General features: G+C 39.3%; 10 protein-coding genes. All 10 read right to left on the minus strand.

All coding sequences use genetic code 11. The features are described from left to right. Positions 1-96 precede the first annotated feature (96 nt). Positions 97-1,362 (minus strand): hypothetical protein, encoded by a 1,266-nt coding sequence (locus tag PQ460_RS18595; protein ID WP_274170718.1) that lies wholly within the window; start codon positions 1,360-1,362, stop codon positions 97-99. Positions 1,363-1,624: 262 nt separating this feature from the next. Continuing rightward, positions 1,625-2,629, minus strand: coding sequence for a hypothetical protein (locus PQ460_RS18600; RefSeq protein ID WP_274170719.1), 1,005 nt, complete (start codon positions 2,627-2,629; stop codon positions 1,625-1,627). Positions 2,630-2,793: 164 nt separating this feature from the next. Beyond that, entirely contained in the window at positions 2,794-5,655 is a 2,862-nt protein-coding gene (locus PQ460_RS18605; protein ID WP_274170720.1) for a CHASE3 domain-containing protein, read from the minus strand. A 133-nt stretch (positions 5,656-5,788) separates the two neighbouring features. Further along, positions 5,789-7,357, minus strand: a complete 1,569-nt coding sequence (locus PQ460_RS18610) for a response regulator (protein WP_274170721.1) — start codon at positions 7,355-7,357, stop codon at positions 5,789-5,791. Between the two features lie 4 nt (positions 7,358-7,361). After that, positions 7,362-9,242, minus strand: a complete 1,881-nt coding sequence (locus tag PQ460_RS18615; protein ID WP_274170722.1) for a sensor histidine kinase — start codon at positions 9,240-9,242, stop codon at positions 7,362-7,364. A 252-nt stretch (positions 9,243-9,494) separates the two neighbouring features. After that, on the minus strand, positions 9,495-11,165 hold the full coding sequence (locus PQ460_RS18620) for an extracellular solute-binding protein (protein WP_274170723.1): 1,671 nt from the start codon (positions 11,163-11,165) through the stop codon (positions 9,495-9,497). Between the two features lie 90 nt (positions 11,166-11,255). Beyond that, positions 11,256-12,140, minus strand: a complete 885-nt coding sequence (locus PQ460_RS18625) for a carbohydrate ABC transporter permease (RefSeq protein WP_373462034.1) — start codon at positions 12,138-12,140, stop codon at positions 11,256-11,258. Between the two features lie 470 nt (positions 12,141-12,610). Further along, entirely contained in the window at positions 12,611-13,588 is a 978-nt protein-coding gene (locus tag PQ460_RS18630; protein WP_273615186.1) for an ABC transporter permease, read from the minus strand. A 324-nt stretch (positions 13,589-13,912) separates the two neighbouring features. Next, the gene (mmsB, locus tag PQ460_RS18635) at positions 13,913-15,115 is read right to left on the minus strand and encodes a multiple monosaccharide ABC transporter permease (protein WP_273615185.1); all 1,203 of its coding nucleotides are present in this window, start codon (positions 15,113-15,115) and stop codon (positions 13,913-13,915) included. Positions 15,116-15,182: 67 nt separating this feature from the next. After that, positions 15,183-16,715 carry a multiple monosaccharide ABC transporter ATP-binding protein gene (mmsA, locus tag PQ460_RS18640; RefSeq protein WP_274170724.1) on the minus strand — a complete coding sequence of 511 codons (1,533 nt, stop codon included), beginning with the start codon at positions 16,713-16,715 and terminating at the stop codon, positions 15,183-15,185. Positions 16,716-16,972: the final 257 nt, after the last annotated feature.

The following is a 16,972-nucleotide window of genomic DNA, read 5'->3' on the forward strand; positions in this document are numbered from 1 at the left end:
CCCTTTGGTGCATACTCCTACAGGATGATGGTCGATATTGACCTAATCCAGTATGCATCAAAGGGATTTTTACATCGTTCTATCATATAATACCTATTACTTCAAAAGTCCAAGTACATTTTTAGTAGATGTACTTGTTGTAGAAGTTGTAGTCGGAGCGGTAGTCGTTGTTGGCGCTGTTGCTGTTGTAGTTGTTGGAACAACAGTAGATGTAGATTTTGGCGTTAACAACGGACTTGTCACTGATACTAAAGGTGCTGACGTTGTTGATGTTGGTGTAGAAGTGGATGATACCGGAATAGATGTGCTTACGGTAATAACGTTAGGAACAGTGACCGGAATATTAACTGAAGTAGAACTGGTTGTTGTATTGTTACTAGTAGAATTTGTTGTAGTGCTCACCGGTGTACTAATCGTGTTTGTTGTGGATGGTGCTGGTGTCGGCGTACTTGTTGGCACTGGTGTTGGTGTTGTCGCTACTGGCTCTGGTGCTGGCGTACTTGTTGGTGCTGGTGTTGGTGTCGGCGTTGTTGCTACTGGCTCTGGTGCTGGCATACTTGTTGGTGCTGGTGTTGGTGTCGGCGTTGTCGCTACCGGCTCTGGTGCTGGCGTACTTGTTGGCGCTGGTGTCGGTGTCGGCGTTGTTGCTACCGGCTCTGGTGCTGGCTTAGTTACTTCAGATCCTGGTACAGATGGATTCACTGTTGAAGGGATCGAATCTGTAGCTGTACCTACTGGAGTCAATATCGGCTTCACCATAGAAGCTGGCGGTGAATATACACCTGTTTTGATCATAGATGGATCAGTTTTTGGTTTAGAAATCTGATCTGATACAGGATTCAATTGTCCATAGACAGCTTCTACATATTTATCATATGCATTTTTGCTAATTTCCATTTTCATCTGATGTACTTTGGAAGTCAGCGTCATTTTATTCTCATTGGAATCCACTTGAAATCCTTTGTTAAATAAACTCTTGATCGTCTCATCTACATTTTCTTTTGTAAGCGCCATTCCGTTTTGTGCACCAATTTGATAAAAGCCATTGTCTGTTAATGTCTCAATCACTTGCTTATGAATTTCTTGTTTACGTTGCTGTTGATTATCAAAAAGTTCATCTAAATCTTTATCTCTGGTTTCCTTTTTTTGTAGTTCTTTTTTGTATTCTTTATTGCTTTCTATTTTTTGTTCAGCTGGTGTTTTGTCTGTACCATTTTGGTCAGTTGTTGTAGTCGTATTGGTAGAAACAGGGCTTTTTACAGTGCTAGCTGTAGATCTAGTAGTAGAATCATTAGAATATATAGAGTAGTATGAATTCTGGCTAGCCGTCGAAGAGTAACTCGCATTAGGTGTAATATTCATAGGGCAGTCTCCTTCATAATATTGATATTTAATATCGATCGAATGGCAAATATTCTCTTTCCATCAAAGAAACATAATAGTAATATTTATCCAAATTAGTATAGTAATAATTTACTGTTTAACAACTTAGTTAGCAAGGGTAATTTGAACTATAATTTTTAAAAAATACCATAAAATGTAATCACATTTTGTCGAATATATGTACTTCTACAAAAAAAACTCTTATTCGACATTTCTATCGCATAAGAGTAAATAAAGATATTTATTTCACTAATCCGCCAGTCAAAATAGAGCCGATACCATTTCCATTATTTGATGAGTTATTGCCAGAAGATGAGGTGTTATTTCCAGATGATCCACTTGTAGAAGTTGTAGAACTGCTAGATTGATTCGTACTGGATTGATTAGTTACGCCTGTAGTAGAGCTGTTATTATTGCTATTGGTTGTTGGCGTAGTCTGCGTTGGTGTAGCTGCTGGAGAAGGCTGTGAGGTTGATGAGCTATTGTTGGTTGTCGTGGCTGAAGTTGGTTCATTAGCCGATGATTCTGTTTGTGTTGTCTGTGTTGAAGGTGCAGTCGCTGGAGATGAATGAGTTGCACTTACTGGTTCGGATTGTGGCGTAGCTGATGGTGCAGATTGATGTGTTGTCGAGGATGGTGATGTTGTTGTAGCACTTCCTGTTATCGTATTGCCGGAATGGGCTGGAGCAGGAAATGATGACTGATCTGTATCTGTATACTCATCCGCAATTTCTTTACCATATACTGTTTTGACATATTGATCGTATGATTCTTTGCTAATTTCTAATTTCAGTTGATGTAGCTTAGAACTAATCGTTAATTTTTGCTCATCTGTATCAATTTGAAATCCTTTGGCAACTAGACTTTTAACAGTATCCCCGTAATTGTCTTTGTTCAATGCTAGCTGGTTGTCTATCCCAATTTGAGCAATTCCTTGATTGGCTAACATCTCATAAGCGATTTTGTCGATCTCTTCTTTATGCTTTTGTTGTTCTTCAAAAAATTGATCAGCTTCTTTCTTTTTTAATTCTTTTTGCTGATCTTCTTTTTTGTATTGCTTGGCTTCTTCCAATTGCTGTTCCTGTGGACTTTTTTCGTTAGGCGATATTGTTGCTGGTCTAGCGTCACGATCTTGAGCAGATAATGAATCGGTTGATGCGCTTTTGGCGATTGGATCATTGCTAGCTGATGAATGATATCCCAGATTACTTGTTCCGGCATAGCTTGCAGATGAAGAAATGTTCATACACTGTACCCCTTTTTTGAAATAAATACCCATTTTTTAGTAAGTTAGTTAGCTTTAATAATAGTTCAAATTTACTATTAAATTAAATATTACTCAAGGGTATTAAGACCTAAACGAAAAAAAAGATACTTCCACTAAGGAAAGTATCTTTTTAAGATTTTCATTTATGTTGTAAAATAATCGATCTGCGTTTTGCCTAGCCAGTGTTCGATACGAAGCAATACTTGCTGCATTTCTAGTGGCTTGCTCATATAGTCAGAAGCTCCCGCTTGAATAGCTTTCTCGCGGTCTTCTTTCATCGCTTTGGCAGTTAAGACGATAATCGGAACTTGAGCATATCCATACAGATTACGAATTGTACGCATCGTCTCATATCCGTCTAATTGGGGCATCATAATATCCATAAGAATCAGATCAATATCCTGTGTCATATGCAAAATTTCTAAAGCATCCCGTCCATTTTGCGAAATTAGAATATTCACACTATGACGCTCCAACAGACTGGTCAATGCATATACATTTCGAATATCGTCATCTACGATTAGAATTTTTTTGCCGTCTAGACCTTCGTACTGCTCTTCTGTCATCACCTGCTTTACCACATCGGCTACTTGTTCATTGCTAGCTGTTGTCATACGATCCATCTCTGAATACGATGTAGCTAGACGTGAAGATTGAATCGATGTGTTGGTATGAAGCTCCGACTCGGTATTTGTTGATGTGAGTTGATCTTTTTCAAAAAAGACAGTATGACTGATCGGTTGCTGAACAGTAAATAGTTCACTTTCATCATTCGGATCTGATTCCAGACAAGGAATATAGAATGTAAATGTACTGCCTTCGCCTACTGTACTTTCTAGCGTAATTTCTCCACCTAACAAATGAGCCAATTGGGAGGAGATCGATAAGCCTAATCCTGTACCGCCGTATTTGCGAGCTGTCGCTCCATCCGCTTGTCGGAACGCTTCAAAGATCAAGCGGCTATTTTCAGGTGAGATTCCTATACCTGTATCACGAACAGTAAAAGCAATCATCGGTTGATCGGATTGATACTCTTGTGTCTGTACCTGATCTAACTTCTCGATCGTTAACGTGACACCACCGGCTTCAGTAAATTTGAACGCATTCGATAATAAGTTACGCAAGACTTGCTGTAGACGCATATCATCGGAATAAATCATATCCGGCACATTATCATTGACCTCAATATTGAAATAAAGATCACGTAATGCTGCACCTTCTTTGAAGTAACGTTCCATTTGTTCAGGAATCGCTTGTGTACTAACCGGATCAATCTCGATATGCATTTTGCCTGCTTCTACTTTGGATAGATCTAGAATATCGTTGATTAGATTCAGTAAGTCTTTACCGGAATGATGAATAATAGAAGCATATTCTTGCTCTTTTTCTGTCAACGTATTGGCACTATTTTCAGATAGGATTTGTGAAAGAATCAACATACTATTGAGCGGTGTACGTAATTCATGAGACATATTTGCCAAAAATTCTGATTTGTAACGTGAACTGACTTGTAGCTGTTGAGCATATTTATCAAGTTCAATCGCTGTACTTTCAGCCGCCATCTTGCCTTGTTCCAGACGTTCGTTCAGCATTTGCAATTCTTCTGTCTGCATATGCAGTTCATCAGCTTGTGTCTGAAGTTCTTCCGATTGAACTTGTAATTCCTCGGATTGAACTTGCAACTCATAATTCATATTTTGAGAATCATGATACATTTGCTCAATCTTTTTACGAATCAATAACGAGTTCATCGTAACCGCAAAAATATTTAATAAATGCTCAAACAAATCCGATTGTTCTATTGTCATCGGTTCGATAAAAGCAATTTCAACAACAGCTAATACTTTACCTTCAAACATAATCGGAGCCGCTACTAATGCTTTGGCTTCTGCACTACCTAATCCTGAAGTGATCTGCACATAACCTTTAGGAAGCGGGCTGTACGTTAACATTCTTTTTTCTACAATACATTGTCCGGCTAATCCTTCGCCTTCAGTAATATAAGCTGCCCCTAATTCAATATCTTTGGTATGAGCGGCAAAAGAAGCAGATTTGAGCCAGCCGTCTTCTTCATTTTCGCTATCATAATAGACAACACCATATGAAGCGTCGAACCATTTATTCATTTTAGTTAATAATGCAGAGGACAGCGATTCAATACGATCCGCTTCTTGAAAACGAGTCGATGCAATCGCGATCTGGTCTTTGATCCAATTCTCATGCTGTACATGATCTAACAATTGGTTAGTTGCTGTACCTAACTCTGCAATCTCATCGCGCGTACGAATAACGATCCGTTTGTTCAGATCGCCACCTTCTCCAATATCATGAATCGTATCGGTTACATCACGCAATGTTCTTACAATTTGACGCGCAATCACCCATGCTGTAATCAAAGAGACAATCGCTACTACAATCCATAATGCAACCATAGCTATAAATAGACGCTCATTACTAGCGGCGATACTTTCAATACGTGCATCAGTTAATGCTTTTTCAGTCACACGAAAAGCTTCAAGTTCGCTACGCAAACGATCAATCTGTTCTTTACCAGGATCGACTTTGAAAAATTGTGTAATCCCTGCTTCATTGTTATTACGTCGCATGGAGATAACCGGATCGCCCGCATCTTGAATCCATTTGTCTATGCCTGTCTTGATCGTACCCAAATTGCTACGTTGCAATTCGTTATCTTCAACCAGAGTTACTAATTTGTTATAATCCGCTTCCCATTGCAGAACTCCGTTGTTATAAGGAACCAGATAACTATCATCGCCAGTCAAAGCAAATCCGCGCTGCCCTGTTTCCATATCAAGCACATGCTTTTCGATCAGATTGGTTAGATTATGAACTTCCAGATCATGATCGTTAATATATCTATTTTCTTGTTCTAATTGATTCACACGTCCAGACATCATCAGTAACACAACGCCTACGCATAAAATAATGACCACATACCCAGAAATAATTTTGGTGCGAATACTCCAATTTGCACGCTTGGGCAATCATAAAACCTCCAATACCTACTCCATATTCCGTAATTTCATCGGTACTTGCTTCATTATTTTACTGCAAACTTTAATGAAAAGGAATCTATTTCTTGCATATGCAATTATTTTTTATTATTTGCTTTCATAATTAGATCAAAGAGCGCACATTCATTTTGGAACGATACTCCTGCGGGGTAATTCCTTCTAGTTCCCGGAACACTTTTGAAAAGTGACGACTGCTCTCAAATCCTACCTGTTGACTGATTTCGTTTAATCGGTAAGAGCTTTCGGTTAGCAGTAATTTGGCTTTGGCAATACGTACTTTTTTGAGATAGATAACAAAGCTCTCACCTGTATATGCTTTGAAAGCTTCACTAAAATAAGAGTAATTGAGTGAGACATGATTGCTTACGATTGCCATATTTAAAGGACGATCATAATGAGCATGAATAAATTGCACCGCTTCTTTGAGATGTTGAGGCTCGGTATGAATAATACGCAATTGCCGGATATAATCATCAAGACAGATCAGTACATTTTCTAGGTCACGGAAATAGTCTTGAAAATAACGGTAATGATTCAGATTGCCTACACGCCGATACAGACGCAACACTTCTACTGAAGCTTCGCCGTAATGTCTAAAAATCTCATCCAACACCTGTTCATTGATACACTGAGCCACTTGCTCAATATAAACGATTGGCAGATAGATCAATTCATGAATTCTAAAAATCTGATACAATCGCTGCTCAATCTCTGGATCACGATCACTTCCCAGTGTATTGCCTAGCAAGCGAATCTCTTCTTCTGGAATACTCCATGTCGTATATATCTGCTCTACAACACGATAATGGATAAGATGAATACCAGGATGAAGAAATCCATAATGAAGTGCCTGACAAGCTTCTTGATAATGTTTAGCAATACTTTGCAACTGACTGCCTTGTTCGCTAATTCCGATAAGAAGTCCTTCTACTTCTCGCTGTGCTGCTATCTCTGCTAGGTGTTCTAAATGATGTAATTCAGTCGCAGGTATAATCCAGACCAGCCGATCTTCTTTGTCATACAATTGTGCAGTACACTGAATATTCATCCCTGCACATAATCGCTTCATTAAGACGGTAAGCTCCTGCTGATCAATCAAGATGCCTTCTTTATTTTTGTACTGAAATACACCGATCACATAATGTTCTGGCAACCGTAGACCGTCTATTTGTTCCGATAATGCAGTGAGCTCTAATGGATCTGCATACAATAGACTTTGTAATTGCTCTTGATCTTTTTGCAACCGATATTGTTCGACTTCAGCAAGACTACGAGAAACATGATCACGCTTTTGCAATTCTTCTTCTAACCGACGCAAAGCATCAAATAAATCTTCACGTCGAATCGGCTTGAGCAAGTATTCGCTCACCTGATAACGAATAGCTGCTTTGGCATATTCAAAATCATCATATCCACTTAATACGATGACATAGGGTTGGACAGCTAACGTCTTGAGACCACGCATCTGTTCTAAAAACTGCACACCATCCATTACAGGCATCCGTATATCGGTAATCACAATATCAATAGCAGTATTCATCATCTGATCTAAAGCTTCTTGTCCATGACGTGCATGTATATATTGATAATGCGCAGGAAATTCTCGCTCAATCATCACTTGTAATCCTTGTCTGATATTACGTTCATCATCTACGATCATTATTTGAGTCATCTGATCATTCTCCTCCTGTCAGCAGTACTTTCGGAAATCGTAAAGTTACAATCGTTCCTTCTCCCAAAGTACTGGTAATATGTAGCCCGTAATCTTCTCCATAAAATAAAGCAAGTCGTCTCTGTACATTGCGTAGACCTATTCCACCTTTACGTGACTGTTGCTCTTCAGACGCATGGGCAGGATAGCTATTGCTCATATGAGAATGATGAGGTTCATCTGGCATATGAATCCATTGTTGTAACGCTTCTAATTGCGCCTGACTCATTCCACTACCGTTGTCTTGAACCGTTACAGTAATCACTCGATCCGGTTCGGCAACAACCTGAATCATTAAGCATCGTTCTATATATTCATCTTCATTCCAAGCATGTTTAAATGCATTTTCAACTAATGGTTGTAAAGACATTTTTAGGATTTCTAGCTCTAATAATAACGCTGGAATATCAATATGAAGTTGAACCGGCTCTTCAAAACGGATATTCATAACATCGATATAATTATGAATATGACGTATTTCTTCGCTCAATTTCACATATTCACCCGACCATTTGAAGTTATAACGCATCATTCCGCCAAGTGAAGTTAACGCATCCGAGATGTGGCGCTGATCTTCAATCTCCGCTAACATTTTGATATTTTCAAGCGTATTATAGAGAAAATGAGCATCAATCTGACTATATAACGTACGCAGTTCAGCTTCTTTCATCAAAGCTTGCTTGCTGACAGCTTGGGCTATTAATTCATTAATCGTGAGTGTCATCCGATTAAAATGATACGCCAGTTCTCCAATCTCTCCTCCACCATCCACTTTGACCCCATGATGAAGTTCACCACGACGTACTTTTTTCATAGCGGCTGTTAATCGGCGTAGATTTTTAAGAATAATCGTATTTGCGAGATACGTAATAAGAGATACCAACAAAATAAATCCGATATTCAACAGCACAATACCATTACGAGCACGCTTCGTATCTTGTAGTACTTTTTCTAATGAAACGATATGAACCAACTGCGCCCCTAATCGATCGATCCGGGTAGATGTCGCTAAATAAGCATTGCCTTGATCGGTATACCGAATTGAAGACATGTTTTCGTCTGTTGTGTAGTTGTCTACCGACTGGTGTTCTACTTGATATGATGGGTTCTTGGCTTGTACTTGATTCTCTTTCAACCATTGTTGTAAAGGAGCGGTATACTTCTTATCCTGAGGAGAAGAAGGGATATATCCACCGCCTGCATCTAACAGCAACATTTGCGATTCATCTTCCTGTAAAGTTCCATACGTACGTGGAGCAAAATTGGATAACAACATATCGACCTGTACAATACCGGCATGATGTCCTTTAGGTAACTGAATTTCGCGTAACAATGATATTTTCGGTGGATCAAGTTCAGGCACTCTGGTACGGTCAGAAGGTCGTGATAAATCTTGCTGTTGCACATACCATCCTTCAAGATCACCTAACATACGCGCAAGCTTGTACCATGGCTGATCCTGTACTCGCTTTTCCTGAAAAAAAATCGGCCAAATCTCATAAGTGTATTCACTAGCACTATATAAACGAAGATGTAAAATAGTCGGGTTATTAATCTCAATTTGTGCCAGATTGGTATAAAAACTGTTGTTAAACTCTATTAAATCTGAGGTAGGTGCACTTTCATTGCCAGCAAGATATTGAATCACTTCTTTGTCTGATAAAGCTAGCTGGGCTGCACGTTCCATCGTTTCAATCTGTGTTAACAAAACCTGTTTCTCATTTTGCAACGCATCTATACTTTTAAGCCGTGTATCTTCAATATACGTTTCATTGACCTGATTATAAAAATATAATGATACTGCTGTAGTCGGTAACAAAATCACAATAATATAGGTGCCGATCAATCGACTTTGTAAAGAAAGAGTGTTCAGCCAATGCAGAAAAGGCTGTATAATTTGACGAAACGTAATCTATTCCTCCCTATCCAACAACTTCAATGATGATCACAACTTATAAATGTAAGCGGTTAAACTATGTATTCTATTGTAACTCAATTAACTGGAAAATTGTGTACAAAAAGGGACTTTTACAGAATAGGCTTCTGCTCAAGTCCCTTTTTATACTATTGTATGCAATTTGGATCGCTATCTGCTCTTTTATTGTGCTTCTAGTTTGGCTTTATTTTTCTCATATTCTGTTTGTTGATATGCTTGTACTTTGGCTAATCCATCTGCTTCACGTTTACTCAAGTATTCGTTAAAGATCTGATCAAACTCACTATCAGAAGAAGCTAACAACAATTTAGGTAATGTTTTACCCCATAGTTGTGAGATCTTAGTGTTAATAATTCCTTCTGGTGAATTACCTGTTGGATTCAATTGATCAAATTCAGACGCACTAACTGTTTTGCCTTTCGTCCATTCTTCCATTTGTTTGAATGGTTCTACACTCTCTGGTTTCCATTGATCGGTGATATTCGTATTCATTTGCATCCAGTATTTATGAGAAGCACCATACTTGGTATCAAATTCTGAACGATCACTGTTTAGTGATTTCAATACTTCTGGCTTGAATTGGTCTTTGCCATCTACAGTATCATATGTGACTCCTTTTTCACCTAAATAGAAGTCTTTTTGTCCTTCTTCACTAATCATATATTCAAGGAAACGGATCGCACGTGCTTTGTCTTTGACATTTTTGGAAATTAAGGTTACTGTCCATCCTGAGATGACCGGCCCTGATAAGATAGGTTGATCTAATTTGGAATCAGAAGGACCGTCGACTGCAATATAGACTGAATTAGGATCTTTAGCATATAACGCATTTTGTTGGGTATTAAAGTCACTACGTTGATACAACATTGCAAAGTAACGCCCTTGTGCTATTTTCTCTTCCATTTGCGAACGCTTGTCGATAAAGATATCTTTGGATAATAATCCATTTTGATTTGCTTGACGGAACGTTTTGAGCCAGCGTAGATATTCTGGATCGGTTGTACGATCATACAACTTGCCGTCTTTTTCCATCGGGATTGCTAAGAAATTCTGCAAATATCCTTCTAATGAATAGTTCCCGTTTTCCGTAAATTCGTGTAATCCTAGTGGAATTAGTGGCTGTCCATTCACTTCAGGGAATTTCTCTTTTGCCATGTTGAGCGCTTTCAAAAATCCTTCCGGTGTACGCATATCTGGTTTACCTAGTGCTTCATACATGTCTTTGCGTACAACAAACACCTGATTGGACAAATAATTTTTGCCGTATTTTGCAAAATCCGCAGGAGAAGAAGACGCATTCGGATATCCATATACATTACCATCTGGCTGAGTATACCATGCTAATTTGGCTGGATCGGTTACTTTGTAGAAATAAGGATCATACTGGTCTGCTAATTCATTCAGTGGCAAAACCAATTTACCTTCGATCATTTTTTTGACTGCATCTTCACCCCATGCGAGTGTGATAAAGTCAGGCAATTTGCCAGAAGCAATCATTGTGTTCAGCTTTTCATTTTCATTACCAGCAGGCACGATAAAGTTTAAGCTAACCCCTGTTTTCTTTGTTACATATTGGCTTGTTGGATCAGTTCCCCAATCACTTCCAGTATACCAGGAGAAGTTCATATACCAGTCAAATGTAATCGGTGATGTATCTACTTTCCAACCCGGTTCATTAGCAGAAGCTGCTTTGACCGGTGTATTATTTTGTTCAGATGCACTTTTACTTCCTCCACCAAAGTAAGAACAAGCTGTAGTGAACATCATCAAGCTAGCTAGCGTTAGCATCAATGCAGGTTTGTGCCATTTGCGATGATTTATATTTCGTTTCATCAGATCAATACCCCTTTTCTATTTGTCATCATTAGTTATTCATATCGAGTGAACAAGCTGTTACCGCTTTGACTATCAAACGAATCAAACTTAGCCTTTAATCGAACCAATCATCATGCCTTTCACAAAGTATTTTTGTAAAAATGGATAAACGAATACGATTGGCATCGTTGTAACGACCATTGTAGCTAATTTGATCGACTGCGATGTCACTGAGCGGGTAATTCCTCCCGGTACCGCAGAAAGCATCTGGTTAGAGCTAGATTCAGCAACAACCCGGTAAAGATACGTCTGGATCGGTTGTAGGCTGGTATCATTCATATAGATCATACCTGTAAAATAATCGTTCCACTGGAACACTCCATGAAAGAGAGCAATCGTGGCGATAACAGGCATAGACACTGGCAATACAACCCGTAGGAAAATCGACCAATCATTCGCACCATCAATCCGCGCGGCTTCTTCTAGTCCTTCCGGTATTTCACGGAAAAAGGTCATAAAAATAATAAGATCAAAAAAGCTAAACATCGCTGGAATAATATATACCAAAAAGTTATCTAACAACTGTAAATCCTTCATCAATAAAAAGGTAGGAATCAAGCCACCACTAAAAAATAAAGTGATCGTTCCGATCCAGATATAGACTTTGCCACCGATCAACCCTTTTCGAGACAAGGCGTAAGCTACCATTGCTGTAAAAAATACATGTATGACTGTACCAATCAACGTCTTGGCTACAGTAATCCACATCGCTTGCATAATACCCGGGCTTTGAAATACCGCTTTGAAACTTTCTAGACTAAATATTCGTGGCCACCAATAAATCCCACCACGCATCGCATCGGTTCCTTCATTCAGTGCATTTACAAGCACATACCAGATCGGATACAGCGTAATAAAACAAATCAAGATCATCAATACTGTATTCAACGTATCAAAAATCGCTTCACCACGCGTCTTACGATCTGCCTTCATACTAATCATCGTCATTCTCCTTTACCATTAGAGTGAGGGGTCTTTCAGGCGCACTTTCTTTTAAAGCATTTTTAGATTAAAGATTAAGAGATTTAAAGATGAATTGCTTTATTTAAGTACAGTGATCTAAGTACAGAGAATTAAACACAAAAATTTAAAAGCAATAGATCAAATTCGGTAGGTCAAGAGATTATGCTTCTTGCAAGAGCTTGGTTGGGGAGTTAACAGCTCAAAGTAACTAAAAGACTTATAAATGTATATTTAGTATATTTTAAAGTCTTTATCTTTCCTGCCCCTCCCCCACCCAGGGTAGCTTTAGCGGCGAGAATAGAGTGTTCTGAAAGAGCGAAGCGCTCGCCTTTAAGGATTAATATTTACTGCTAAAAGCAGTGATCAAAATATTCATCCTTAACAGCGACGACAAGAACACTCTATTCTCAAAGCGGCTAACGCTCACCCCCCACCCCCTTTTAAAAGAGTGAAGTGTTGTTTAGCTTCTTCGTCACCTGATTAGCAATCACCAGTAAAATCAAAGCGATAATCGATTTGATAAGACCGATAGCTGTTGAGTACGAGAAGCGTCCGGATAATAGACCCGTTTGATAAACATAGATATCGATAACGTTACTAGCACTCTCGTTGAGCGAGTTCCGTAAGACGAGAATTTGGTCAAAGTTAGAGTTTAGTACACCGCTGACTGCTAGAATAAATAGAATCGCAATCGTGGCTTGAATACCGGGCAACGTAATGTACCACATTTTTTGAAAACGTCCTGCACCATCGATTGTAGCTGCTTCATACATTTCTGGAGATACACCTGCCATCGCAGCCAGATAGATAATCGCTGACCATCCAAGTTCTTTCCAAATATCAGATGTGATCACAATCGTCCAGAAGTATTGCGGTTCCGCTAAGTAAGAGATGGGTTCTTTGATCAAATGCAGTGCCATTAAGACATTGTTGATAATCCCGACATCGGCTAACCATGTCGTCAAAATACCGCCGAGAATAACCCATGAGAGAAAATGCGGTAAGTAAGAGATCGTTTGAACTGCTTTTTTGAAACGTACTGACCGTAATTCATTCAGAAAAAGAGCAAAAATAATCGGTAGTGGAAATCCGATAAATAGCTTGATTAAGCTGATTCCTAGCGTATTACGGATCACATCGGGTAGATTTTCATCATCCATAAATGCTTTAAAGTGCTCCCACCCGACCCACGGTGCATCGGCAATACTTTCAACAATATTAAATTCTTTGAACGCAATAATAATGCCGTACATAGGAATATAGTTGAAAATCAACATCCAGACGACACCAAGCAATGCCATCACCTGCAAATGTCGCTGAGTATACAATCGGCGGAACCAGCGTTTGGTAGGTGAAGTGGTAATTTTATCTTTTGTTTTTCGTGTGGTTTTGGATTCTCTTTTGATATCTGTATCCATAAATAAATCCTCCTTTACGTTCTCTATCGATGTCTGTGTCGCTGTAGTCTCCTATCCTCCGTTTATGGAATCAATGTTATCCATCTTCTTTCTTTTTATGTAAGCGATTACATTTAATAAATTAATTATATCTCGCTGATGTTAGAACGGTAATGCTTCATATTTCGTATCAGGTGTATCATTTTTCGGGTGAACACAACTAAAAACCGCCAGAACGTATTGTCCTGACGGTTTGGGATAGTTATTTTGTTAGAATGAATGATTTTAATTCGGTATCATAACCATCTGATTTACATGCTACGTTTACGTTATCGCAGAACTTTTTTATACAGACGATGTACCTTTGTTTTTGTTGTAAATATCAAACGCAACCGCAAGTAGTAATACCAGACCTTTGATTCCTTGTTGCCAGTCGATACCTAGTCCTACAAGAGACATACCGTTATTCAGTACACCCATAACCAGACCACCGATAATCGCTCCGAATACTGTTCCGATACCACCTGAAGCGGAAGCACCACCGATAAAACAAGCTGCAATCGCATCTAGCTCAAAGTTGGTTCCTGCTCTTGGTGTAGCTGCATTTAGACGAGCTGCGAAGATCAACCCTGATACAGCAGCCAATACGCCCATATTCACAAATACCCAGAATGTTACTTTTTTCGTTTTAACACCGGATAATCCAGCTGCTTTTTCATTACCACCGATCGCATATACATGACGACCCATGACTGTTTTGTTCATTACAAAAGAGTAGATAATAATAAGCAAGAATAACAGTACTAGAATCGTTGGAATCCCTGCATAACTAGCCAGTACAATAGTGAAAGCATTGATAACAGCAACTACCAGAATCATTTTCACAAGGAAGATCGCTTGTGATCCCGTATCAAAGTTATATTTGCGTTGCGCTGAACGATTACGCAGTTCAGTTACAATATAGAGAATCGATAAGGCAATTCCGGCAAGCACAGCTACAATATTCGTAGCCATATTCGAAAAGTCAGGGATAAAGCCTGAACTAATCTTCTGGAAACCATTCGGGAATGGCGAAATGGACTGCCCTTCCAACACGATCATCGTTAATCCACGGAATAATAACATCCCGGCAAGGGTTACGATAAAGGCGGGTATGCGTACATAAGCAACCCAGAATCCTTGCCATGCACCGATCAATCCACCGATTACGATCGATAACACAACCGCTAAGATTGGGTTCATTTGCCATTGCACCATAAAGATTGCCGATACCGCACCAACAAACGCTGCGATAGAACCAACCGACAGATCAATATGCCCGGTGATAATAACAAGTACCATCCCGATCGCAAGTACCAGTATGTAACTATTTTGCAAAATCAGGTTGGTAATATTGATCGGTTTGAGTAGCAAACCTCCTGTTAAAACTTCAAATAGTAACATAATAAATAGTAATGCGATAATCATGCCGTACTGACGAATATTTCCTTTAAACATTTTGCCAAGTGTCGATTCTTTTTTTGCCTCTGGCTTGGTTAATGTAGACATACGTTATGCTAACCCCTTTCGTTTGTTAAATAGATTGTATTTAGCTCACCCGATGATCATGATTAATTTATGAGGAACTGCGTGTCATATAAGTCATCAGCTTTTCTTGAGTCGCTTCCTGACGGTTGACTTCCCCTGTAATACGTCCTGCATTCATCACATAAATCCGATCACAAATGCCTAGAATTTCTGGCAATTCTGATGAAATGACAAGCACTGTTTTGCCTTCGTCTGCCAGTCGATTAATAATCGTATAAATTTCATACTTGGCGCCTACATCAATACCACGTGTAGGTTCATCCAGAATTAGAATATCCGGACCGGAAAAGATCCATTTGCCAAGTACGACTTTTTGCTGATTCCCACCGCTGAGATTACCTGTTTTCTGCAAAATATTCGGTGTTTTGATTTTCATTTGTTTACGCATATCTTCAGCAACCATCACTTCTTCTTGCTCATTGACGACGGTATTTTTGGTGATTTTGCCAAGTCCGGTTAATGAAATATTGCGCTTAATATCATCCATTAGAATCAGACCGTAGTTTTTGCGATCTTCGGTCACATAAGCGAATCCATTATCGATAGCCTGAGTAACGGTATTATTGGTGATCGGCTTACCATTTTTGATCAATGTACCATTGATTTTTTTGCCATAGGATTTGCCGAAAATACTCATGACGAGCTCGGTACGACCGGAGCCCATCAATCCAGCAATCCCTACAATCTCACCACGACGTAGATTTAAGTTAGCATTGTGAATCATCTGGCGGTCTGCATGTTGCTCATGGAATACATTCCAATCTTTGACCTCAAGCACCACTTCACCGATCTTCGGTTCACGCTGTGGATAACGATGAGTCAGATCGCGTCCTACCATTCCACTAATAATCCGGTCTTCGGTAATCTCGTCTTTGTGCATATCCAGCGTCTCAATCGTTTGTCCATCTCGCAAAATAGTCACTGAATCAGCGACTTTGGAGATTTCATTTAACTTGTGAGAGATCAGAATACAGGAGATACCTTGACGTTTAAATTCAAGCATCAGTTGAAGCAAGTTCTCGCTATCATTTTCATTCAAAGCTGCTGTCGGTTCATCCAAAATCAGCAATTTTACTTCTTTGGATAGTGCTTTGGCGATCTCTACCAATTGCTGTTTACCGACTCCGATATTGGTAATTAGCGTATTCGGTGATTCGTTCAAGCCTACTTTGGTCAGCAATTCTTGTGTGCGTTGAAGCGTCTCGTTCCAATCGATAATGCCACCTTTTTTACGTTCATTACCGAGAAAAATATTTTCAGCAATCGATAGATAAGGAATCAAAGCCAGTTCTTGATGGATAATAACGATGCCTAGTTCTTCACTTTGCTTAATATCGCGAAATTCGCAGGTTTTACCTTGAAAAATAATATCGCCTTCGTAGGTTCCATATCCGTAGACGCCACTGAGTACTTTCATGAGCGTGGATTTGCCAGCGCCATTTTCGCCACACAGTGCATGAATTTCACCTTGTTTAACTTGCAGGTTTACATTTTCCAATGCTTTTACACCGGGGAATGTTTTGGTGATATTTTTCATTTCTAAAATGATGTTGTTGGACATGGTGGTGCTCCTTTCATAGTGGTGGGAGTGGAAAAACACTCTTGAGTTGGTGGTGAGGGCGTACGGTGATGGGGAGACGCTACGGGAGGGGAATCTTCTTGCAGTCGCGGTAAGGATGAGATCCTTACAAGGCGACTTTCAGAATGATTCCTCTCCTTCGCTCCGTTGGCACGTACGCTGTCCTTTTAAAGATGGGAAAGATTTAGGGATTAGAGATTAATAATTAAAGATTTAGAGATTAAGGGCATGTTTTGTCC

Origin of the sequence: Paenibacillus sp. KACC 21273 (assembly GCF_028736095.1) — a bacterium.
Classification (GTDB): domain Bacteria; phylum Bacillota; class Bacilli; order Paenibacillales; family Paenibacillaceae; genus Saccharibacillus; species Saccharibacillus kyungheensis.